The 21,933-nt window shown below is 35.8% G+C and carries 23 protein-coding genes; 8 read left to right on the forward strand and 15 right to left on the reverse strand.

What is annotated here, in order from left to right:
* Positions 1–69: 69 nt before the first annotated feature.
* The 6 genes from EHQ43_RS02820 to EHQ43_RS02845 all read right to left on the reverse strand — a co-directional run bounded on the left by EHQ43_RS02820 (position 70) and on the right by EHQ43_RS02845 (position 6,630).
* On the reverse strand, positions 70–675 hold the full coding sequence (locus tag EHQ43_RS02820; RefSeq protein ID WP_135753901.1) for an anthranilate synthase component II: 606 nt from the start codon (positions 673–675) through the stop codon (positions 70–72).
* Between the two features lie 4 nt (positions 676–679).
* The gene (locus tag EHQ43_RS02825; protein WP_135753902.1) at positions 680–2,089 is read right to left on the reverse strand and encodes an anthranilate synthase component I family protein; all 1,410 of its coding nucleotides are present in this window, start codon (positions 2,087–2,089) and stop codon (positions 680–682) included.
* Positions 2,090–2,200: 111 nt separating this feature from the next.
* Positions 2,201–2,773, reverse strand: a complete 573-nt coding sequence (locus EHQ43_RS02830) for a superoxide dismutase (RefSeq protein ID WP_135740223.1) — start codon at positions 2,771–2,773, stop codon at positions 2,201–2,203.
* A gap of 106 nt (positions 2,774–2,879) precedes the next feature.
* A complete protein-coding gene (locus tag EHQ43_RS02835) occupies positions 2,880–3,722 on the reverse strand; it encodes an inositol monophosphatase family protein (RefSeq protein ID WP_135740222.1) in 843 nt (280 codons plus the stop codon).
* A 10-nt stretch (positions 3,723–3,732) separates the two neighbouring features.
* Positions 3,733–4,626, reverse strand: coding sequence for an LIC_10030 family protein (locus EHQ43_RS02840; protein ID WP_135740221.1), 894 nt, complete (start codon positions 4,624–4,626; stop codon positions 3,733–3,735).
* A gap of 21 nt (positions 4,627–4,647) precedes the next feature.
* Positions 4,648–6,630: a beta-galactosidase gene (locus EHQ43_RS02845; protein WP_135770093.1), complete on the reverse strand. Its 1,983-nt coding sequence runs from the start codon at positions 6,628–6,630 to the stop codon at positions 4,648–4,650.
* Positions 6,631–6,705: 75 nt separating this feature from the next.
* Between EHQ43_RS02845 and hslO the strand changes: the two genes are divergently transcribed.
* From hslO to EHQ43_RS02865, 4 genes are read left to right on the forward strand one after another with little or no spacing between them, the layout of a single operon-like run.
* On the forward strand, positions 6,706–7,560 hold the full coding sequence (gene hslO / locus EHQ43_RS02850) for an Hsp33 family molecular chaperone HslO (RefSeq protein ID WP_135740474.1): 855 nt from the start codon (positions 6,706–6,708) through the stop codon (positions 7,558–7,560).
* Positions 7,557–8,015, forward strand: a complete 459-nt coding sequence (tsaE, locus tag EHQ43_RS02855; RefSeq protein WP_135770094.1) for a tRNA (adenosine(37)-N6)-threonylcarbamoyltransferase complex ATPase subunit type 1 TsaE — start codon at positions 7,557–7,559, stop codon at positions 8,013–8,015. The genes hslO and tsaE overlap by 4 nt, the downstream gene beginning before the upstream one ends.
* Entirely contained in the window at positions 8,012–8,695 is a 684-nt protein-coding gene (tsaB, locus tag EHQ43_RS02860) for a tRNA (adenosine(37)-N6)-threonylcarbamoyltransferase complex dimerization subunit type 1 TsaB (protein ID WP_135770095.1), read from the forward strand. Before tsaE ends, tsaB begins: the two co-directional genes overlap by 4 nt.
* Before the next feature lie 4 nt (positions 8,696–8,699).
* Positions 8,700–10,892 carry a ribonuclease R family protein gene (locus tag EHQ43_RS02865; RefSeq protein ID WP_135770096.1) on the forward strand — a complete coding sequence of 731 codons (2,193 nt, stop codon included), beginning with the start codon at positions 8,700–8,702 and terminating at the stop codon, positions 10,890–10,892.
* Between the two features lie 20 nt (positions 10,893–10,912).
* Here EHQ43_RS02865 and EHQ43_RS02870 read toward each other — a convergent pair whose 3' ends face one another.
* Positions 10,913–12,619, reverse strand: a complete 1,707-nt coding sequence (locus EHQ43_RS02870) for an alkaline phosphatase family protein (protein ID WP_135770097.1) — start codon at positions 12,617–12,619, stop codon at positions 10,913–10,915.
* Here EHQ43_RS02870 and EHQ43_RS02875 point away from each other — a divergent pair.
* Positions 12,585–13,676 carry a CapA family protein gene (locus tag EHQ43_RS02875; RefSeq protein ID WP_167481744.1) on the forward strand — a complete coding sequence of 364 codons (1,092 nt, stop codon included), beginning with the start codon at positions 12,585–12,587 and terminating at the stop codon, positions 13,674–13,676. The genes EHQ43_RS02870 and EHQ43_RS02875 overlap by 35 nt on opposite strands.
* Here EHQ43_RS02875 and EHQ43_RS02880 read toward each other — a convergent pair.
* The 3 genes from EHQ43_RS02880 to EHQ43_RS02890 are packed head-to-tail and all read right to left on the reverse strand — an operon-like array spanning position 13,656 to position 15,288.
* On the reverse strand, positions 13,656–14,300 hold the full coding sequence (locus tag EHQ43_RS02880) for an L-threonylcarbamoyladenylate synthase (protein ID WP_135770099.1): 645 nt from the start codon (positions 14,298–14,300) through the stop codon (positions 13,656–13,658). The two genes, EHQ43_RS02875 and EHQ43_RS02880, sit on opposite strands and share 21 nt — an antisense overlap.
* A gap of 11 nt (positions 14,301–14,311) precedes the next feature.
* Complete coding sequence (locus tag EHQ43_RS02885) at positions 14,312–15,049, reverse strand: SDR family NAD(P)-dependent oxidoreductase (RefSeq protein ID WP_135770100.1); 738 nt, start codon at positions 15,047–15,049, stop codon at positions 14,312–14,314.
* Positions 15,046–15,288, reverse strand: a complete 243-nt coding sequence (locus EHQ43_RS02890; RefSeq protein ID WP_167481745.1) for a hypothetical protein — start codon at positions 15,286–15,288, stop codon at positions 15,046–15,048. Before EHQ43_RS02890 ends, EHQ43_RS02885 begins: the two co-directional genes overlap by 4 nt.
* A gap of 39 nt (positions 15,289–15,327) precedes the next feature.
* Between EHQ43_RS02890 and EHQ43_RS02895 the strand changes: the two genes are divergently transcribed.
* Positions 15,328–15,903 (forward strand): Maf family protein, encoded by a 576-nt coding sequence (locus EHQ43_RS02895; RefSeq protein WP_135770102.1) that lies wholly within the window; start codon positions 15,328–15,330, stop codon positions 15,901–15,903.
* Here EHQ43_RS02895 and EHQ43_RS02900 read toward each other — a convergent pair.
* Positions 15,887–16,117 carry a hypothetical protein gene (locus tag EHQ43_RS02900; protein ID WP_135770103.1) on the reverse strand — a complete coding sequence of 77 codons (231 nt, stop codon included), beginning with the start codon at positions 16,115–16,117 and terminating at the stop codon, positions 15,887–15,889. The genes EHQ43_RS02895 and EHQ43_RS02900 overlap by 17 nt on opposite strands.
* Positions 16,118–16,168: 51 nt before the next feature.
* On the opposite strand from EHQ43_RS02900, the gene holA reads away from it, so the two are divergent.
* Positions 16,169–17,278: a DNA polymerase III subunit delta gene (gene holA, locus EHQ43_RS02905; RefSeq protein WP_135770104.1), complete on the forward strand. Its 1,110-nt coding sequence runs from the start codon at positions 16,169–16,171 to the stop codon at positions 17,276–17,278.
* Here the strand turns inward: holA and EHQ43_RS02910 are convergent.
* Positions 17,257–18,144 carry a helix-turn-helix domain-containing protein gene (locus tag EHQ43_RS02910; protein ID WP_135770105.1) on the reverse strand — a complete coding sequence of 296 codons (888 nt, stop codon included), beginning with the start codon at positions 18,142–18,144 and terminating at the stop codon, positions 17,257–17,259. The two genes, holA and EHQ43_RS02910, sit on opposite strands and share 22 nt — an antisense overlap.
* The gene (locus EHQ43_RS02915; protein WP_135770106.1) at positions 18,125–19,702 is read right to left on the reverse strand and encodes an LIC10012 family protein; all 1,578 of its coding nucleotides are present in this window, start codon (positions 19,700–19,702) and stop codon (positions 18,125–18,127) included. Before EHQ43_RS02915 ends, EHQ43_RS02910 begins: the two co-directional genes overlap by 20 nt.
* 129 nt (positions 19,703–19,831) lie before the next feature.
* On the opposite strand from EHQ43_RS02915, the gene EHQ43_RS02920 reads away from it, so the two are divergent.
* Complete coding sequence (locus tag EHQ43_RS02920; RefSeq protein WP_100716127.1) at positions 19,832–20,413, forward strand: lipoprotein LipL21; 582 nt, start codon at positions 19,832–19,834, stop codon at positions 20,411–20,413.
* A gap of 112 nt (positions 20,414–20,525) precedes the next feature.
* Here the strand turns inward: EHQ43_RS02920 and EHQ43_RS02925 are convergent, their stop codons facing one another.
* On the reverse strand, positions 20,526–20,909 hold the full coding sequence (locus EHQ43_RS02925; RefSeq protein WP_135770107.1) for a PilZ domain-containing protein: 384 nt from the start codon (positions 20,907–20,909) through the stop codon (positions 20,526–20,528).
* A 10-nt stretch (positions 20,910–20,919) separates the two neighbouring features.
* Entirely contained in the window at positions 20,920–21,933 is a 1,014-nt protein-coding gene (locus tag EHQ43_RS02930) for a tRNA dihydrouridine synthase (protein WP_135740205.1), read from the reverse strand.

Genomic DNA, 21,933 nt, shown 5'->3' on the forward strand with positions numbered 1-21,933 from the left:
TTTGTGTATGTGAAAGCGATTATCATTTTACACATCTCAATATCATTGCGATCGAATAGAAAGATTTAGTTACCTATAAATAAAATTGCGAAGTAATTCCTTTCCTTCTTCGGAACCAAAGGATTCCGGATGGAATTGTACTCCTTCGATTTTTAAAGTTTTATGGCGTAGACCCATAATTTCCCCTTTCCCTTCACCAGCTGATACTCGAGCCGTTACTTCCAATTCATTTGGTAAGGAATCTTCTTTTGCAACAAGGGAATGGTATCTCATAATTGCAATCTGTTGTGTTAATCCAAAGAATACTCCTTTTCCATCGTGTTCAATAGGAGAAAGTTTACCATGCATCGCCACTTTTGCGCGCACAACTTCTCCGCCAAACACAGTTGCCATCCCTTGCATCCCAAGACAAATCCCTAAAACTGGAGTTGTTTTCCCTAACTCTTTAAGAATGTCAGCGCTCACTCCAAAATAGGCTGGATCTGCTGGATGCCCAGGACCCGGAGATATGATAATCTTATCGTAGTTCGCTTCTTTGATTTCAAAAAATGATTTTTCATCATTTCGAATTACATCTAATCGAAAGGGAGTTTCCTTTTCTTCTAAAATCTCACCAATGATTTGGTACAAATTATAAGTGAAAGAATCGTAATTATCTAAAATGAGAACTTTCATATTCTTAACCTTTCGCCTTTTCTTTGATATCCGAAGGATCTTTATGGAGTTCCAAAGCCTTACGTACCGATGCCATTTTATTGATGATCTCTAAATATTCGTCTTCCGGTTTCGAATCATATACAATCCCTCCCGATGCCCGAACAAATCCCTTTCCATCATGGACAAAAAAACTACGGATGGGTATGGCGAAGGTACAATCACCATTTAATCCAAAACTTCCAACTGCTCCCCCGTAAGGTCCACGTGGTGATTTCTCTATACGCTCGATAATTTTCATCGATTCAATTTTAGGAGCACCTGAAAGTGTACCGGCAGGGAAAGAGGAAGCTAACCCAGAAAACATATCTTCTTTAGAAGAAAGAATCCCAACCACTTCGCTTGAGATGTGTTGCACGTGGGAAAAACGTTTGATATCGAATCTTCGCCTTACTTTCACCGTTCCAAACTTAGCGACTCGTCCTACATCATTACGATGTAAGTCGATGAGCATATTGTGTTCAGCGATTTCTTTAGGGTCTGTTAAAAGTTTACGAGCTAATGTTGTATCTTCCTTCGCATCCTTTCCACGTTTTGTAGTTCCAGCAAGTGGAAACGATTCCATTTCTCCTTGTCTTAGACGAAAAAGTAGCTCTGGACTTGCACCTAGTATTACACGTGTTCCAAACTTCACATAATACATATGAGGCGAAGGATTAATTTCACGTAAAGTTTCATAAATAGCAAGTGGATTGCCTTCAACAGTATATGTTTCTTCAAATCCGATTTGGCATTGGAAGGTATTTCCTGCTTTCACTTCTTCCAAAGCTTCTTCTACCATTTGTTTATGGACTTCTTTCGATAGTCCTTCTTGCAATAGTTTCACTTTTGCTTTTGGTTTTTTTGAAATGGGAGTTTTCAGCGAATCGAGGATTATTTTGATCACATCTATACGATTGGTACCATTATCAAAATAGATCAATTCCCCCGTAAATTTGTCATATATAAGGCCATCTAAGTACATCCCAAAAATCATCGCTGGGAAATCTGAATGTGGCTTTAATTTCAATTTGGGTTCAAAAAACTGCATACTTTGGTAACCCAAGTATCCAACCAGTCCACCCGCATAACTAATGCTCAATGAATTATAATCTGTAATTTGTCGAAGTGCAAAATAGGGATTTTCGACTTTAAAAGGATTCCCATCAATTTCGAGTACACCTGGTTCACCTGTAATGAGATGTGAGGGATCAAATCCAATCACTGAATAACGAGAATCATATTGGTTGTCTCCAGCAGATTCTAAAAGGAAACAGTTTTCATACTTCTCTTCAATCACTCGAAAAAGTTCCCAAAACTCGATCCCTTCTGGCAAATTTAAAGAAGTGTAATTGGGTTTTTTAGGAATGGAGATTTTCGGAAGTGATTGGCTCATAGTGTACTCAATGTTTGTTACCAAGATTCATTTCGAATCAAATTTAGAAATAAAAAAGGCAGGACCGGATTCCGGAACCTGCCTTTTCTTCTTTCAGATTAGAATCCGATTTTAGAGATTTTTATTTGCGAAATCCCAATTCACTAAATTCCAGAATGCTTCTACGTATTTTGGACGGGCATTACGGAAATCAATGTAGTATGCATGTTCCCAGACATCAATTGTGAGTAGTGCTTGCAAACCATCTTTTAATGGACTTCCAGCATTACTTGTGTTCACGATTTCTAATCCGTCACCTTTTTTCACAAGCCATGTCCAACCGGATCCAAAGTTTGTTACAGCAGATTGTGTAAATTTTTCTTTGAAAGCATCAAACGAGCCAAAGGATTTTGTGATGAGGTCTGCCACTGCTCCTTTTGGAGCCCCTCCACCATTTGGAGACAATGAATGCCAGTAAAATGTGTGGTTCCAAACCTGAGCTGCATTATTGAAAATACCGCCAGAAGATTTTTTCACGATGTCTTCTAAACTTGCACTTTCAAATTCAGTCCCTTTGATGAGATTGTTTAGATTTGTAATGTAAGTTTGGTGGTGTTTTCCATAGTGAAACTCTAATGTTTCAGCAGAAATATGGGGAGCGAGTGCATCCTTTGCATAAGGAAGTTCTGGGAGTTTATGTTCCATTGTGGTCTCCTGATGGATTCAAGTGTATTTGTATTTTGTCTCTAGTCTCATTCACAAAAGCAAATCGTAAACTAAAAAAGTAGAATGATTCTAATCATTCCCTCTATCAATTTCGACTGACGGTAGAACGAACTGTCTTCAATAATTTTAAAATTTCTGAGTGTAAAACTCCATTGGAAGCCACCAACTCAGGAAGTCCTGTATAGTAATGGACTCCATTTAAGTCAGTTAATTTCCCACCCGCCTCTGATAAAATCACAGAAATAGCAGATACATCCCAGTGTTTTACGGTTTTTTCCCAAATCGCATCCATCACACCTTCTGCAATGAAACAGGAATCCAAAACAAAAGATCCTGTGCGCCGAAAGGATCGGGCATAAGTCAAAAATCCAGAAAGGTCTGCCATGATCTCTTGGATCATATGAGCTCGTTTTGTGGGAAGGTTTGGTGAAAAAATGGCGCGGTTGAGTTCTGATACTCTCGAGGTTACAATCTGTTCCCCATTTTTGAATGCCCCTTCTCCCATCACGGCTGAATATACCGATTCTTGCGGTGGGACGATGACTACCCCACCTACTGGAGTTTCTCTATGTTCCAAACCAAAGGAAATGGCATAAAGTGGCAACCCTCGTACAAAATTCATCGATCCGTCTACCGGATCAAGAATCCATTTGAATTCACCTCCATCGATAGGAGGTTTGTCTTCGCATACGATTCCATCTTTGGGGAAGGACTTTTGTAAAAAACGTATTAGAATGTCACCTAACTTACCGTCTGCGGCATCAATCCTATCCTTTTCATCTGCATCAGTATCTGACCGAATTGCTGAAACTTCTCTTTGGATTTTTTTGGCTTCATGGATGATACCCATGGCATTGGCTTTGACATATTCGATGCGTTTGATAGTTTCATCGACGGGAAAATTGATCGTTGGTGAAGAGATACCCATATTTACTTACTTATCCATTATCGGTTGATTTTTGATTCACTTTCCATAAAATATTCCCAGACTTAGAAACAGTTCTTTCCACATCAAAAGAAGATAAATAGTGATGAAATGATTTGAGAGTTTCTTCCGGAATTGACTGGTTTGTATTTTCTAAAATTTGATAGAATGTTTTAAAATGAGAAATGGTTTTGGGAAGACTTGGATTTAAAAACCGAAGCGATAAGGACAGATAATCAATGCCGATGGGGCTGTAAATCCTTCCCAATTTCCAAATCTCAGATGTGATCCCAAGTTCTTCTCTAATTTTTGTTTCGATATCCGAAAAATCCACTTCATCAAAAATTTCAGAAAACTTTCGGATGGGTTTGTTTTCGTCTCGTTCGGATTCAACACGAAACTCTCCCCCTTGGAAACGTTTCGCTTCAAAGTCGATTACATGGTCTCCTTCTTCTTTGATCGACTTAATAGGAATCACTTTCACTTGGAAGTAGAGACGATCCGTGATAATTGTAGGAGTCATGTTTTGAGAACCGGGTCGTTTGATTTCTTCTGATTTTGCGCCACCTAGGTACAACATATCCACTGAAAATATGTATAAAAATCGGTAGGGGCCAAATAACATTGGCCTAACAAAAAATAATTTTCCTGTTTCTCGTTTTGGTCTCGGTTCTGGTAATAAACCTGTTCCTTCTACAGCCTCTGGTAAAAATTTAATTATGGTATGAACGAAATCTTTAATATCGCCAAACTCTGGTTCTGTGACAGATGTGCCTTGAATTGTAAATCGTTCAGGAAATTGAATGTAAGGAGAATGTAAATTGTCAACAAACACCTCCCCTACCTTATTTTTAGCAGAAAACTCTCCCAACAATCGGTTGATAGATTTATAGTCTTGTATTTTCATTTTTGGTTTTCAAATTGGAATTCATTTATTGATACGTTTGATTCTGTAACCAAACGGCTTTAGCACCGATAAACCTGCTAATTTATATCGATTGGAGTGATTCATGGTAATTTCATAATCAAACTTTTTTCCTACTCGGAAATGCCTTTCGATGGTTGACCCAAGTAAATTAAATGTTACGTCTGCAGCTTTCAAAATTTTTCGATACAGAAGAACAAAACTTTCAGGAGTTAGTGACGTACCTACATAATAGACTTTTCCTTTTCCAAAAGAATTCACTGTGATCGCTGGTTTTCCAGAATAGAATTTCTTTTTATCTCTATAACGGGCGATTACTTTCGCAGTTGTAGGTTCTAAAATTTCACAAAACTTAGAACCTTTGAGAGGCCATAAACCCATACGAATCCCCACCTTATCCGTTGCAGGTGCTTCAAATTGGAACACTTCTACTCCTGCCATCTCGGAAAAAACACCTGGTACTGGTGTTTCTACCATCCAATGATCCTTGTCTTTAATCCCTGCGCGGTATCCAAGTACCAATGTGCCCCCGTTCCTTACATACGTTTTTACTTTCTCCACGATTTCAGGATCAAACATTGTATACAATGGTAGAGTAAGAACTTTGTACTTCGACCAATCGTAATTTGCATTGATGGGTAGAGAATGGGCATTCACATTTAAAATATTTGTCCCAGCAAACCAAGTCGCAAGTTCAATGTCATAACCTACTTCTGCAAAAGGAACTGGTGCAAATCGAAGGCCATCACTCAACGGTTGGTGTTTGTAATTTCTAGAATTTTCTATATCGTGTAGGATGGCAACCGATGCAGGGTATGGAGAATCAGCAATGTCTTCAGCAAATTCTTTAATGTCTTCTATCGTTTTTTTAAGTTCATAGTATTTGGATGTTTTTCTTTTACCATGGTCAAGGATTCCATAACAAAGTTGCTCTTGCCCAAACCTAGCGGTACGATACCGAAAAAAATAAATTTGGTTGGCACCATTCACAATTGCTTGGGTCAACCAAAGGCCAATTTGGCCTGGAGGAGGAAGGTAACCTAAAGTATCATGGCCTTGGACACCCGAAAATTGTTCCATCACAGTGTATGGTTTGTCTTTTAACCCACGAGAGTATTGCTGCGTAGCAGTGACAAGTGGGTGTGGGTATGGTTCTTGTTGGTTCCCCCAAACAGGATAGTTGTCCCAAGAGACGTAGTCCAATTTTTTGAACATTTCGTACATATCGGTTACAGGTAAAAAGGGAGATGGGTATAAATTGGTAGTGAGAGGTTTTCCTTTGCTATATTTCCTGATTATCTCGGCCTGAAAATGAATGTAGGAAACCAATTCATCTGATTGGAAGCGGTAATAATCTTGGATCATGGCAGGGTTAAAATTACTCGCCACATGTGCACCTGGTAAAGGAATTTGATTCCAATCTGTATAGATCACACCCCAAAAAATATTCCCCCAACGTTTGTTAAGCGAATCGAGAGTTTTGTATTTTGTTTTTAACCAAGTTCTAAAATTTTTTTCTGCAAGAGGAGAATAATCAACATCTGATCCTTCATGGCCTGGTTCATTATCAATTTGCCAACCTACTACTGCGGGGTGGTTCCCGAAGTGTTTTGCCATTGCTGTGACGATACGTTCTGTTGCTTTTTTATAGGCAGGTGATGAAAAACAAGCCTGACGCCTTGTCCCAATCCCACGTATGATTCCGTTTTTTGAAACCTGTACAATCTCAGGAAATTTTTGGTATAACCATGGAGGAAAGGTCGCGGTAGGGGTGCCAAGGATTGCTGTCATTCCATGGCTTTGCACTTTCTCTAAAACTGCATCAAAAAGAGAAAAATCATATTTCCCTTCCTTCGGTTCCATTATTGCCCAAGCAAATTCAGCCAGCCGAACCGAAGAAAGACCCATATCTTTCATTATTTTAAGGTCTTCATCCCAGTCCTCAGGGTTCCATTGTTCTGGGTAATAACAGGTACCAAAGATCATATTTTTCCTTTTTGCGATTGCAGAATCTATCTTGTGACACAGACTGAATCAGAAAACACCTCTTTCAATCAAATAATGTCTGACCAAGTTATTTTAGGAATCTCAAACACTCATCACTATCGATTTACCATTGTGAATCTGACTGAAACCGCCAAGGAACCTATGTTCCTTCACTCCTTGAATAAGGAAATGTCTGTTTTTTTATCAAAAACAATGATGGGCGCACTTTTCCTTGCAGAAATGACGAAGAACCAACAAAAAGTCAGCATCCAATGGAAAGATGAATCCAATAAACAGGCATTAGCCTATAGCGATCGATATGGCAAAATGAAATCCGTTGCCTATTCTGCAAGTCATGAAGATGGTGACATTCGAAATGAATTTATCTTAGGCCAAGGAATCATGAAAGTGATCCGTTGGGATTATGAATCAGATACTTATCAGTCTTATACCAATTTAATAGAAGATACATTCGAAGCTAATTTCATCAAATACCTCACTGAATCAGAACAAATCAAAGCAATGGTTGGTATGGAGGTAGTGCCTTTTGATTTTCCAGGGAATGATTTTTCAGCTAAGGGAATTTTTTTTGAAGCTCTACCTGACGCAACGAATGAAAGTTTTGTTTTTTTACAAACTAAACTCAATTCACTGATTGTGAAAGAATCCTTTTGGACACTTACAATTGAAAAAATGTTAGAAACACTTGAATTAGAGATTGGATCTCCACTAGAAGTACTTAGCAAAGAAATACCGGAATTTTTATGTGATTGTTCCAGACACAAAGTAGCCGACATCATAGCTTCCCTCGGCGAACAAGAAGCAAATTCTATCATTGATGAAATGGGTAAAATTGAAATTACATGTGAATTTTGTAGAACAGCATACCAATTTGATTCTTTTGACGTGGAGAAATTTTTTAAACAATGAAGGCAAATTTTCTCTCTTTGAGAGAAACTGAGTTAGATCCTGTTTTCACAGCATTAGACCAAATTGTGGAAAAATTTTTAGCTGTGAACAAATACCCTGTCCTTTTATTCACAGGAGAGATGGGTGCAGGTAAAACAACCTTCATTCGCGAATGGTTTTCAAGATATGGAACCGATAGTTTGATTAATTCACCAACTTTTTCTTTGTATAATATTTATGATTCACATAAGATGCGTTTGTATCATTTTGATTTATATAGAATCACATCATTATTAGAATTAGAGAATTTAGGATTCGAAGAAATCTGGGGGAAAGAAGCTGTGTCCGCCATTGAATGGTGGCAAAAAGCAGAATCCATATTACCAAAAGGAAATCGAATTTTTTTAACCATTCAATCCGATTCGATAGAAAATCGGTCTTATACGATTGAATGGTCTGACGAGGATCTCGTTTGAATTTATTATATTTTGATACCACACAAGAATGGATTCATGTTGTAGTCGGAACCGCTGATACCAATTCGAACATAGAGTTAAAATCTAAATTAGTCGAAACCTCCCCGAAGGAAGCTTCATACCGCTTGGTGGAAATGATTAAGACAGCGCAGGAAAAATCTCAAATCAAAAAACCAGATATAATCGTTGTTCCCAATGGTCCTGGATCCTTTACTGGAATTCGCATAACAGTTAGTACAGCAAGAAATTTAGCTCAATTATGGGAAATCCCTGCCATAGGAATTGATAGTGCCGAACTTTATCTAGTTGGAATCAAATCCCAAAATATAAATCCAATTCCTGGGAGTGATACTTCAATCCTTTGTTTGGATGGAAAACAAGGAAAATTCTATACTAAATTTTTTGATGGTTATCAGTTTTCAGAGACAAAAGACCAATCACCAGAAGTCATCATAGATGATCTAAAAAAGCAACAGTTTACACCTAACAATTGGTATTACACTGGAACTTTTCCTAATTTTTACCCCAGTTCAGCTGTAAAAATTGAAGCGACAAATCTAAACTTATCGTCTATACTAAAGTATAGTTTGGAACATCTCAAACAAACGCAATATAAGAATTACGACTATTTATCTCTCCTACCCAATTACATTCGTGGGACCTATGTAGATCAAAAATGAATTTATGGATACCTATAAAATACAAAGAAAAATTATCGAATATCTAGACCAAAAATCTGGTAAAGATATCACAAGACAAGAGATCAAAAAAAAATTCACTGAATCGAGTGAGTTCAAACGACCCGACCCAAAATCTAAAAAAGTAAAATCCTTTAAACGCAAAGAAAAAGTACCAAGAAAGGAAATCGAATTTTTAATCGATCAACTTTGTAACTTACTCGAAATTGAAGGTTTGCTAATTCCAAACAAAAAATACCTAACCGTTGCTAGTCCTTTTCGTCTATCCGGAAGGATTTCGATTTCAAGGCGAGGTGATGGATTTATTTCTTTGCCTTCTAAAAATGAAATCTTTGTTCCCGGGCCTCTGACGAATACTGCTATTACAGGAGACAAAGTAGAAGTGATACCTTTGGGTATCGGTAAAAAAGACCGTTTAGAAGCTGAAGTGACAAAAGTGCTCAAACGAGGTCGTATCCTTTACCGTATGCGAGTCAAAGAAAAAACTAACAAATTTGTATTTGGAAATTTTTTAGATATGTTAGGTGAAGGGAAAGAAGGAGTCCTTCACGTAAAATCAATATTAAAAGATAGTTATGATGCAATCAATATTGATGATGTACTCATTGTAAAATTGAAAGAAGGTGCTGAACCTCAAGACAATTTATATGATGTGAGTTTCATCCGATTTGAATCAGATACAAAAGAAGATGGCGACTTACAACGGATCCTGATGAAATATAATTATGATCCAGTGCACCCAGATTTCATACCATTGGATTTTCCAGAAGAAGTTTCTGAAAAAACAGTTTCTGATTGGAATAGTAGAACTGACCTACGCGATCTTTATGCAGTTACGATTGATGGAATTACGGCAAAAGATTTTGATGATGCCATCAGTTTTGTAGACGAAGGGAATCGACTCCGAGTTTGGATCCATATTGCAGATGTATCTTATTACGTAGAAAAAGGTTCGGCACTTGATAAAGAAGCCTATGAAAGAGCAACTTCAGTTTACTTAGCAAACCGAGTTGTTCCTATGTTACCGCCAATACTCTCAGAAAACCTTTGCAGTCTTGTTGCAAATACAAATCGATTAGCGTTCACAGTAGAGATGGAAGCAAGTAAAACTGGTGAAATTTATAACGCAAAATTTTACAAATCTATCATCAAAGTAAAAAAACGTTATACCTATGAAATGGCGGAAGAAGAAATAAAGGCTCAAGATCCGAATAATTGGATGTACCAAATTTCTCTTTTCACAGATGCACTTCGTAAACATAGGATGAAAACTGGTCGTATCGATTTAAATTTACGTGAAACAACGATTACTTGGAATGAACGTAAAGAACCAATTGGTATCGAAAATCGTGAAAGACTTACAAGTCATATACTCATTGAAGAATTGATGTTATCGGCCAATCTTAAAGTTGATGAATTCCTTCGAAAGAAAAAGATTCCAACTCTCCATCGAATCCATGAACCCATGGATGAAGAAAAATTAGAAACTCTAAATCACTTTCTACAACTTAATGGTTACAATGTTCAAATCCATGATACAAGTTACCCAGAGATCATGAAGGCCGTTAAGGAAATCCAAGACAATTCCGTTGGTAAAATATTCAATTATCTATTGCTACGTAGTTTTATGCAGGCTTATTACGGAGCAGACCCTCTTGGTCATTGGGGACTAGGTTTTAAAGACTATTGCCATTTCACATCTCCAATCAGACGTTATCCGGATTTAATTGTTCACAGAGTGTTACAAGCAACTTTGTTAGAATCGGAAAAAGAGTACTCAGAGAATGAAATTGCTGTGATGGGACTCCACTGCTCGGAAGAAGAAAGAAGAGCTGCCGATGCCGAAAGAGATATTGTTAAAATAAAATCATTCCGTTATTTGGAATCCACAGGCATTAAAGAATTTAAAGGGTTTATCGTAGGAATCCGGCCTTCTCTAATTTTCGTAGAACTTGATATTTCGAACTTAGAGGGTGTTCTCGACAAATCCGAATTTACCGATGAATTTGAAGTGATGATCAAAAACGATTTTTCTTTTTACTCCAAAAAGTATTCCAAAATATTTTTCATTGGAGATCCCGTGACAGTTAGTTTAGATCGAATTGATTTTGAGGAAATCAAAGTATTTTTGAAACTGAAAGATTTCAAAAAAGACGAAACTCCCCTTAAAAAAAAATAAGTAAATGAACCGAATGTATCTTAGAATGATACGTTCGGTATTTCTTCTCTTCTCCAAATTTTTCTAAAAAACTTTCGATTGTTCACTTCAATTGATAGAATTTTTTGAATAATCTCTTCTTCACTAACGCTGTGTTCCTTCATTAATTCTCGGTTAAGTGATAATTGAGAATGCGCCACCCATTTAACGAGAGATGATTTTTTTCTTTCTGATTCAGGAAGTAATTCATTCACTTTTGTAAAAAAAGTTTCATGAGTTAAAAATAAACCATTTGAGATTTCCGGCATTGGTGCAGCGCCATGATCTGCCGTCACAAGAAGGATAAAATTATCTCCATAATTTGATTTTAGAAATTCAAATATTGTCTCTATTTCATTATCCGTTGCTAATAATACTTGTTCAGCTTCTTTTGTTTCCCAACCGTACAAGTGTCCAACTGCATCGGTTGCTTTCAAAGTTAAATAAGCTAAGTCAGTTTTGCCATCTAAGTGTTTATTTCGTTTGAGTATTGTTTCTTCAATGGTATCTCTAAATAATGATCCATCCATTTTCACTTGGAATTCGGAACCTTGGAAATGATGAATTTTCGATAAAAACTCGATTGGATGATTCGCTTCAAAATGTGTTTTAATTTTTGATTTATTCGCTTGGTAATAAGAATATAAGCTGTATTTTCCGGTTGCAATAGGTTTTTCAAATGCATTAGGATATGTTGACCAATTTAAATTTTTGACATCCTGCCAATAAACATAATCACTATCTGGTTGCATTGAATTCGTGATGTTTTGGCTTTGTTTATATTCTTTTCCATGACCTGCCATCCCTACGGCTGCTCTATTCGCATAACACTGACTAATGATAATTGGTTCGTTGTTTTGGAATAAATCCCATTCATCTGCTAAACTTGATGAATTCAGTTCACTTAGATCAAATGTTTGGTTTTTTCCTTGGTAAACAGGTCTATGGTTTACCTTTCCATCAGTATAAGTATAAATTTCATTTGAAAAAACTTTTGCATCTTTTGGAAAAGCACCCGTTCCAATAGCCATATGACCAACTGCTGTATGCGATTCTAAATGAGCGACTTTTCCCTTTTTAAAATATACAGAATTAGATGATAGCGACTCTAAAAATGGATAAGAACCTTTATGTGCTTTATAAAGTTGTCTCCCACCTTGGTCTACTACGATAGTGACAATAATCTCTGGTATATCTTCGACGTTTTTAAATATTTTAGAGAAAGTACCAATCGGAAGTTTGTTTTTAAAATCAAAGTGTAAAATTTTACTATAAATAGATGGTATGTGTTGTTGGAAGATTTCATCTGAATAAACTCCATTATGAAACCATTTTGGACCATAGATCCAAACAGGTATTTCAGTATCATAAGAGTATTGTGTATAATGCGAAGTATAGTTTACTTCTTTTGTAAAATTTTCTTCTTCAAGTTCTAATTTCCATTGTTTACTAAGAGTATCCCAGGAAAGTTCATGTTCCTCTAATATATTTTTAATATCTTCTTTTGAATAATGAGAAAGAGTGATTGATTCCCTTGCCTCTCGATCAAAAATATTAAATGGATAGGGTGCAAGTATCAGGTCAGTATCGGGTTGCATCGAAAGGAAAGCAGCGCGTTTATAGTCTTTCTCCCATTTACAACCTGATAGAATGAAATATAAAACAATGCTAAATATGATAAAAAACTTTTCGTTCGTTCTAGTATTCAAATTTACTTTCCTTTCCTGCTACACTCTCCCTGATTTTATTCCAACTAGGCAAGTGAGAATTAAGTTTGTTGGAGATCTTATGTGCCATTCTTCACAAATTTCTGCCTATTTTGATTCCAAAACTAAAACATATAACTCATTTAAAAGTTTCGAATACGTTGCAGATTCTTTACAAAATGCCAATTTAACGTTAGGTAATTTGGAAACTACCATAACAGAAATCTCAAGTGAATATTCAGGATACCCTAGGTTTGGAAGCCCGGTAGGATATTTACAAGGTTTGAAACATGCGGGATTTGATATTTTATCAACGGCAAACAATCATTCTGCAGACAAAGGTCCTTATGGTATCGATACAACAATTAGAAAAATTTTCGAAAACGAGATGATCCCAATTGGAACATATCTATCTATGGAAGACTTTCAAATTCGAAAAAATTTTTTTCATGAAACAAATGGAATCAAAATTGCAATCTATAATTATACATATTCCACGAATGGTATTCCAGTTCGAGATGGTCGAATAGTAAGATTGTTAAATGCAGAACAGATCCAATTTGATGTAGCATATGCAAAAGAAAATGGAGCTCATTTTATTATATTGTGGTATCACTATGGAAACGAATATGAGCCAAAACCAAGCAGATCCCAAGAATATTGGTCAAAATTAGGACTTGAAGCAGGTGCTGATATTATCATAGGAGGTCACCCTCATGTGGTACAAAGAATAGATTTTTTCCAAGATCCAATCTCTAATGAAGACAAATTAATCGCCTATTCATTGGGTAATTTTTTATCAGCGCAAAACAGACAATATACGGATGGTGGCATCATCCTTTCTTTAACGCTTGAAATCGGTCCAAATAACCTAAAGAAGATACTCAATGTACAATCAGAACCTGTTTGGGTGAATCCTAGAAATTATTCAATCATTCCTATCCAAAAGTATAAAAATCTTCAAATTCCCAATCAATTACCGAAACATTTAGAAAAAAGAATGTTTGAATTTGAATCACATCTGAAAAAAATCCCTGGATTAGGAATCACTTCCTTCTAATGTTTGGATTTCATTTTGGATCGTTTCATAACCTTTCCCAGCTCGTATTAACACAATCGAATCATCAGTAATTTGTAAGATAGTAGATAATTCGGTTTTCACGATACCACCGTCAACTATCCCATTCACTAAATGACCATAGATGGTTTCTAAATCATCGATATCTATGATAAATTCATCATTACTGAAAGCAGAAGTGGATGTAAGTGGAGCATCATGAATATTTAAAAGCTCCTGCAAATAAATATGATTTGGAATACGAATTCCGATTTGTTTGTCTTTATGGTGGGCAATGGAAGGTTTGGGTAAATTTTTATTCGCTTTCAGAACAAATGTAAAAGGACCTGGAGTCACTCGTTTCATAAATCGATAGGCGGAATTTGGTAAATATTCTATAAAATGTGATGCCATCGAAATATCTTTGCATAAAAGTGAAAGTGGTTTATCCTTTGGTAACTTTTTGATTGAGTAAATTTTTTCAACTGCAGATTTGGAATTGGCATCCGCAATAATCGCATAAACTGTGTCAGTTGGAAATATAAAGATGCCACCATCCTTCAATTGTTCGGAAATTTGTTTTAGTTTTCGAATTTCAGGATTATCTGGATGGAGGTAAATAATCATAAAAATTTCCGCTACTGGGCAGTGAGACCACCATCAAGCACAATACATTGTCCTGTCATGTAAGCTGAAGAGTCGGATGCTAAATAGATGGCAGCACCTAAGATATCTTCCGGTTTCCCAAGTCTTCCCATTGGAATTCCTGCCAGTACTTGTTTCATAATAAATTCTTTGTCTTTGATCATATCAGTCATATCTGTGTCGATAAGTCCTGGGCAAATTACATTGACTCGATAACCATTGTTACACCATTCAATTGCAAGTGCTTTCGACAAAGTGATCACAGCACCTTTTGTTCCAGAATAAACAGATGCTAATTTGCTTCCAACCATACCTAAAACGGATGCAACGTTTATTATATTTCCACCTTCTTTTTTGTTGTGTTTATAGTAAGCTTGGCAATTTCGAAAAACACCTACATAATTGGTTTGCACAATATTTTGTAATTCATCTTCTTTAAAACCTGAAGCAGGTGTATTTGTAGCGATTCCCGCATTGTTGATCAAAGTGTCCAATCGTCCATGTTTCGATTTGATTTGCCCAATGATTTCATAAGCGCTTCCTTCACTTCGAACATCTAAAACCACACCATGGATACCTTCCTTTTCCATCCATTGAATGGATTCTGGTTTTGATCCAGCACCATACACAATCGCACCTGCATCTCTAAAACCAAGAGCCATCGATTTTCCGATCCCTCGGCTTGCACCGGTAATTAAAACAGTTTTACCTTTTACATCGAATAAATTCATTTTACCTCATGGTTGGAAGGATAACACTCACTTGCTTGTGGTTTGGTATCTTCCATTAATTTTTTATAATCAAGAGTATTGTCATCTTTTACTAAATCTCTGCGAATGTAATGGGTTCCTTTCTCATAATAGTCTGCGATCGGATTACAATCTTGGATGTCTTCAGAGTAACCTCGTTTACAACCAGGCACCACAATCAATGCCCAGAAAAGGATCGTAAAAAATCTTGGACTCATCATGTACAAAGAAAACAATAACCCGTAAGGAATAGCAAGAATTTGTTTGTATTAAAGTCAGCATCACCCAGAAGAAAACAGATCCTATCTGACTTAGGATTTAATCTTCTGATCCAACCAGAACATATAGATGAAACCCAATTGGATCGGGAAACTCCTATCCAATATTTAGAACGAATGGTTCACTCAAAACTAGGATATATTTTCCAGCCAAACAATTTTTATTTGGCCGCTGATACCATTGTTGTTTATGAGAATCAAATATTACACAAACCAATGGACGATAAGGATGCCTTTCGAATTTTAAAAATTCTCTCAGGAAAGAATCATTTTGTATATTCCGGGGCTGCAATTCATCACAATAATGGAACAGATTTTTTCTTCGAAGAAACTTCGATCCAATTTCGAGATTGGAATGACTTTGATATCATGGATTATATCGAACGCGCCCAACCATTTGACAAAGCAGGTTCCTACGGAATCCAAGACAAAAATGGACCAGTTAAAAATTGGACTGGATCATATACAAATGTAATGGGATTCCCTTTGAGAGGTTTTTTGGCTCGCCACGAATTATGGATTCATTCGTGGGAAGAAAGTATTAAGCGTAGAGACTAACTAAATTTCCAGGTTTGTAAGAAGCTTTTGCTTCCGGTGTGGATTGGATTTCCTGTGCCAGGTTTTTGGTTTCCGCATTTGGATATTTTGGCTGGTAAGAGCGTGATTGGATGGCTTCCACCTGCTCCACAGCTTGTGTATTGTATGTCGGAGAAACATACATATACGGTTCTCCTAACCCTGAAACTCTTGCCACATTACTTGAGATTTCCATACTATGATTATCGCCCCAGTCCTACCAATAGATTAGACCAGAAACAAGAAAATGGAAACAAAAAAATCGCAAGCAAAGGAATATAACTCCCTTTTCCAACTTTTTAAAACTGCTCCTACCCAAATCCCTCAATTTTTTGCCTATGCTGGCGAAGACTCCTATGAATTCGAACTCATCGTCGATCACTACAGGGAAACTCTTCAAAAAACGTTAGGTGATTTTGAAGTGATTTTGATTGTTTCAGAATCTGGTGAACAGGCGAAATTATTTGCAGAGCTTTTTACACCTGATATGTTTTACCCAAGAAAACTGATCATCATCAAAAATGCAACGGCACTTTTCAAACCAATCCTTGATGCAAGAGCTGCTAATGAATGGAAAGATTTTGCTTCTGGATTCCGAAAAAATATCACATCTGTTTCAGATGAAATTTATACTCTCATTCATTACGATGGGAAAGATGTTCCAAAAATTTTAATTGAGTTATTCCAAGGAACTTTGAGTTTTTTCAAAACAAAAGTTTTATACCCAAATGATTATCCTAAAATATTCAAAGAAGTATGCGAGCAAGAACAAGCACACTTTGAACAAAATGCCATGGATGAATTCATCCATCGAACACCAGCAAATGTTGGTGCTTACATTAAAAGTGTTAAAAAACTAAAACAATACCTTCATCGATCCAAATTTACATTAGAAGATGTGAATTCTGTACTTTTTAGTCAAAATGAACTCAATACGAATGTATTGGTTGAGTCATTGGTCCAAAAACGCAAAGTTGATTTTTTCAAAGAGTTTACAAAATTTGGAGATCAAAATTCGGAGATTCTAAATTTTTTAACTCGGTTAACATACAAATTAGATGAAATTCGTAAAATCAAAGTGATACGTTCTAGGCATAACGGTGAAGTTCCAATACCTATTATGGATGAACTCTTAAAAACTGGAAGTTTTTCAGAAGCACGAAAGAACTTTGTCAGACGACAATTAGTTTCAGACTCCGCAAATTTTACGGATAAGATATTAGATCTTTTTTATGACCAAGTGATCGAAATGAATATAAAATTCAAATCAGGTCTTCGAGATGAAGAAGGTAAAAATTATTTCATTCAAAAAATTATGCATTTGTTTGCATTGCTTCAAGATAAATCTTCTAAATGAAATTCATGAAGTTTTCTATATAAATTACGTTCCGAAATTCCCAATAGTTTTGCCGCTTTTTCTCGATTTCCTTTCGTATAAATTAAATTAGCCTTTATAATCTCCTTTTCATAATCTTCCAAACTAATTCCAGGTTGGACGTTTAATTCAGATAAAGAATTTTCAAAAAAATGGATTGGAATCTGTTTCCAATGCAATTGTTTACCAGAAGTAAAGGCAACTAACGCAAAAAATAAATCTTTCAGATCAGAATAGTTTCTATTAAAATTTTTATTTTTAAGGAAAATATAAAAATCTTCATCTAACGAATTAATTTTTTTATTCAATGTTTGGTTTGCTTCTTCTAAAAATTCATGAACAAATAGAGGTAACTCAGATATTCTTTTTTTTAAATTGGGTATTTCAAAACGAAATGATTTTAGTTGATCATAAAAGTCTGCATAGAGATTCTTTTGGTTTAAAGTTTCCATTTCTTCAGAATGGATTTCCCAATAGAGATATACTTTTGTTTTTTCATTGTATTTTTCTGATTTCCACCACTGCTGTAAGGCAATCATTTCTTCTTTTTTGGCTTTTGTGATCCAATCAATGACAATTGTTTGGTTTGGTTTCGGAGATTTAATTTTGTCTAATTTCTCCTCAAACGAATTATTAATAGAAAAATCAAACTGTACGATACTTGATTCACTAATATTTCTTTTGTCTAAACTTCGCTGAATCCAAAAGGATTTTCCAACTCCGCGTTCTCCTACGATTAAAATTGGTAAGGAGGAGTTCGAAACTTCTAACCATTGATTTTTGATTTTTTCAATGTCAGAACCTTTTGTAATCCACTCAAATGCTGATTTACCTTTTTTTAATGACACTCACTGTACCTTGTAAATAGCCATTAAATTCTCTAATTTTATTCAAATCTAAAAACTTTTTTGCCTGAGATGGTTTTACCATCAAAGTTTTCGGATAGGAATAATTAGTTTTCAGAAGATTCGTTTCAGCAGCTACATTTTTGATTCCCCAAGTTGACAATGGATCCAATACAAATGTCGTTTGAATTAAATATTCTTTTCCTTTTGTTACTTGCACATCATATGGTAATTGAATCCAAATTGCTTCCCCTTTTGATTCCACTAAAACAGTTTGGAATCGCTCTTTTTCAATGAGTTCTGAATTTGATTCTGTTCTTAAAATATATTCTAAATCGGTTTTGATTTCTTCTTTTTCAAGCACTCGTTTTTCTGCAATTTTTTCATACGCTAAGTATAAATTGTAAGGAGTAACAACGTCAACAGCTGCTCTCACAAGTGATGCATCAAATTTTTTTATATTCGATTGGTTCCATTGGAATGGGTACTGTAATTCCTCTAATGAAGAATATACATTAAATTGGTTTAAGTATAAATATTCATACCCATCTTGAGTTCCTATTTTTTGGTATTCGGTGATTCCTACTACTCGTGAATTACTTGCCTTCCCTATTCTTTGTAACTCTCTTATGGTGCTAAGATCCGAATGATTGGGAATCAAAATGATAGGTTCAATTTCCATATGTCGAAGATCATTAAGTGCCATAATAATGGAGCCAGACTTATCTTTCACATTTGATGATAATAATAAAAATAATTTTCTAGATTCCTTTTTCCCTGACGAAAACTTTCCTTTTAAACCTTGTAATGCCGCAAGAATTGACTCAGATTGGTTTGAGCCTTGCCAACTGGTTTCTTCCATGATTTTTTTAATTTCCACATGTTCTTTTGTAGGTGGAATCGAAAGTGTTTTATCTTTTTTTAACAAAGTTACGCCTAGATAGAGACCATCTTGGTCATACATTGACGTTAAACTTTTTAAAATGTCTTTTTTGTAATAAGCATAGGCGGAATGGATATCTAGAAATAAATTGATTTCGTAATATACCGGCGTTTTACTTTTTTTCTCATAAAATCGAGGCGGTAAAAATCGAAAACTTTTTTCATTATGTTTTTCATACGCCATCACAAAGTTTGAAATTAATTTTGATTGGATGATTTGTTTATTTAAATTTTTACAATTGTATATGATTGTTTTGACTAATATAGGATTTCCAAAATCAATTTGGTCCTGCACAACAAAATGAGAATCCCACTCATTACAATATCCATTAAAATCTTGGTCTTTTAAATCTGCCTCTTCGTTCCACTCTGTTTCATTTAAATAATTTTCGATAATTTTTGAATCGGTAATTTCAGTAAAAAAATTTCTTTTTAAGTAATGTCGTGAAAGACGGGACAATTCCAAACTCGCCTCACGTTTGGTCCCGAGAACAGGTGGTACATCACCCGAAATATAAGCAGGTAGGATAGAAATTTCTTTCGCAGAAATATTTTTAGGGAAGAACGCAAAAAAAATAAGCAAACTTGCAATAACATGAAAGCATGTGAATCGAGACATAAAATTAGAATCGGTCTATTGTGGGAAAATGTAAATCTTTATCCTACAAGCTAGTTTCGTTTTCTTTGATAAAAGATTGACAAGTGTTTTGAATCAGATCAAATTCTTCGGAAAAGGAGTAGATTCTTTATGAAGAAATCACTTATCGTATGTGCCTCTCTAATCGCATTTGTTGTATCTTGCGGATCCAATGATGGAGGCAGAAGAGACGCTACGACCGTAGGTAAAAATGGTTGGATTTTTGAAGGTTGGGCTTGTGCCCCAGACGCGGCGGCTGCAAAACGTGGTCAAAGCCCTGCTGAGTACTGCAAAGGAAAAGAAAAAGAGTTCGATTATCTTTACATGAAATTTTCTGCACGTGCATCTGACAAAGCAATCAAAGCGAATTCAGTAGCGATGAAACAATCAACATGCCGTGAAGCAGCTCGTTTACAAGTTGCTGGTGATGGTTTGAAAAAAATCCTAGGTGAATACTTAGAACAAGCTTCAGGTGTATCCGATGGTCAATCTACTGGTTCCGTGATCGTTTCTGAATCAAAAGGTATTATCAAAGGAGTTGGGGTTTATGACTGCTGCTCTCTTAACAACGAAACAGGAATCTGTGCAAACGTTGGTGAGCCAGAAACTTGGGAAGAATGTCAGTGCGTTGGATACCTCAGATATGCAGGTGGACAAAAAGCACTTGAAGCAAAAGCAACTGCTGCTCAGTAATCTGACAACTTAGCTTTGTTTCGAAAAAGCCTCCGATTTAGGAGGCTTTTTTTTTACCTAGTATGGAATTGATTCTATCGATTTCTAAAACACAACGTCAATCTGAGAAGGATTACTTTTTTGCCTTTGGTTCAAAGTAATGTTTGTGGATAAATTCTTGGACTACCTTATGTTCATTTGCTGCTAATGGTTTAAAGATCACAGATGTTGTCTTTCCCGAAGATCGATGGACAGTTCCAAAAATTTCCAATGGATTTTGGTTCAAAGAGAATTGGATTTTAAGATGATCACCTTCATAAAAAATTGCTGTTGTTTGAAACGCTAGACCACCCGTCCCTAAATCGGAAAGATGTCCGGTTACTGGGCCAGTTTTTGATTTTACTAGTTCAACAGTACAAGGAACATCTAATTTCACACGAGCATCTTTCCTTTTCTGTTTTGCCCCACCATATTTACTATAACTGTCAGAGAATATCGATTGTTTTGAATCTGCCATTTCAGTTTCCTTACACGAGACTTACAAACGTTTCACAGTTTATACTCTCATTATTAATTTCGCTTGTTTCCAAAATGTTAGAATCCATTTGTACAGATTCTAATTTTTCTTTAAATTCATTCACTGAAGAAACAGAAAGAAGGTTTCGTTTGATATCTTCAGGGAATCCCAAATTTTCTATATATTTAATAAAATGTTTTCTAAATAAAATTAACGCATAATCGTCAGTAGACGGATAAAAATCTAACATCATGTCCAAATGTTCCAAAATCAAAGATCTGATTTGGAACCATGGCACCATTTGTTTTGGTGTATTCCCAAATACCCATGGGTTACCGATTGCTTTTCTCCCAATCAAAACCAAATCAACACCATATTGTTTCTTTTTTTCCAAAGCTTCTTTGTATGTTTGTACATCACCATTCCCATAAATAGGAACATTTGCTTTTGCTTTAATTTCACCAATTGCATTCCAATCAGCAAAACCTGTATAAGCCATAACCTTTGTCCGTCCATGAACAGAAATCGCAGACACCCCAGAGTCTTCTAGTACTTTGACTGTTTCCAGATAATTTAAAGAATGAGAATCCCAACCCAATCGGATTTTTGCAGTAACAGGAAGGTTCGTTTTCTTTTTTATCCCTTCAATCATCTTTCCTGCTAATCGTATGTTCTTAAGTAGTCCAGCCCCTGATCCATTATGAGAAACTTTTGAGACAGAACATCCCATATTCAAATCAATAATGTCTGGTTTTCTCTCTGCTGCGATTTCTGATGCTTGAACAACAGTATCTAAATCGGAACCAAAAATTTGGAAAACAATAGGACGTTCGATTTCTACAAATCGAAACATATCCAATGATTTTGCATTTCCGAGTTTCAATTGTTCGGTGGAAACAAATTCAGTATAAGAAAATGCTGATCCAAATCTTTTTGTGATTTGGCGATAAGGGCTATCAGAAATGCCAGCCATTGGCGACAAAGCTACATCACCCTCAATGATTACATTTCCTACCTTTACCAC

The organism is Leptospira bouyouniensis (assembly GCF_004769525.1).
Taxonomy (GTDB): domain Bacteria; phylum Spirochaetota; class Leptospiria; order Leptospirales; family Leptospiraceae; genus Leptospira_A; species Leptospira_A bouyouniensis.

Coding starts and splice junctions, on each gene's coding strand:
- EHQ43_RS02835 (WP_135740222.1), bottom strand. CDS start 3,722: ATGGGTATCTCTTCACCAACGATCAATTTTCCCGTCGATGAAACTATC.
- EHQ43_RS02915 (WP_135770106.1), bottom strand. CDS start 19,702: ATGTCTCGATTCACATGCTTTCATGTTATTGCAAGTTTGCTTATTTTT.
- EHQ43_RS02840 (WP_135740221.1), bottom strand. CDS start 4,626: ATGAAAATACAAGACTATAAATCTATCAACCGATTGTTGGGAGAGTTT.
- EHQ43_RS02830 (WP_135740223.1), bottom strand. CDS start 2,773: ATGGAACATAAACTCCCAGAACTTCCTTATGCAAAGGATGCACTCGCT.
- EHQ43_RS02920 (WP_100716127.1), top strand. CDS start 19,832: ATGAAGAAATCACTTATCGTATGTGCCTCTCTAATCGCATTTGTTGTA.
- EHQ43_RS02825 (WP_135753902.1), bottom strand. CDS start 2,089: ATGAGCCAATCACTTCCGAAAATCTCCATTCCTAAAAAACCCAATTAC.
- EHQ43_RS02875 (WP_167481744.1), top strand. CDS start 12,585: ATGATAAAAAACTTTTCGTTCGTTCTAGTATTCAAATTTACTTTCCTT.
- EHQ43_RS02900 (WP_135770103.1), bottom strand. CDS start 16,117: ATGGAAATCTCAAGTAATGTGGCAAGAGTTTCAGGGTTAGGAGAACCG.
- EHQ43_RS02890 (WP_167481745.1), bottom strand. CDS start 15,288: ATGATGAGTCCAAGATTTTTTACGATCCTTTTCTGGGCATTGATTGTG.
- EHQ43_RS02880 (WP_135770099.1), bottom strand. CDS start 14,300: ATGATTATTTACCTCCATCCAGATAATCCTGAAATTCGAAAACTAAAA.
- EHQ43_RS02820 (WP_135753901.1), bottom strand. CDS start 675: ATGAAAGTTCTCATTTTAGATAATTACGATTCTTTCACTTATAATTTG.
- EHQ43_RS02865 (WP_135770096.1), top strand. CDS start 8,700: ATGGATACCTATAAAATACAAAGAAAAATTATCGAATATCTAGACCAA.
- hslO (WP_135740474.1), top strand. CDS start 6,706: ATGTCTGACCAAGTTATTTTAGGAATCTCAAACACTCATCACTATCGA.
- EHQ43_RS02925 (WP_135770107.1), bottom strand. CDS start 20,909: ATGGCAGATTCAAAACAATCGATATTCTCTGACAGTTATAGTAAATAT.
- EHQ43_RS02885 (WP_135770100.1), bottom strand. CDS start 15,049: ATGAATTTATTCGATGTAAAAGGTAAAACTGTTTTAATTACCGGTGCA.
- EHQ43_RS02845 (WP_135770093.1), bottom strand. CDS start 6,630: ATGATCTTTGGTACCTGTTATTACCCAGAACAATGGAACCCTGAGGAC.
- tsaE (WP_135770094.1), top strand. CDS start 7,557: ATGAAGGCAAATTTTCTCTCTTTGAGAGAAACTGAGTTAGATCCTGTT.
- holA (WP_135770104.1), top strand. CDS start 16,169: ATGGAAACAAAAAAATCGCAAGCAAAGGAATATAACTCCCTTTTCCAA.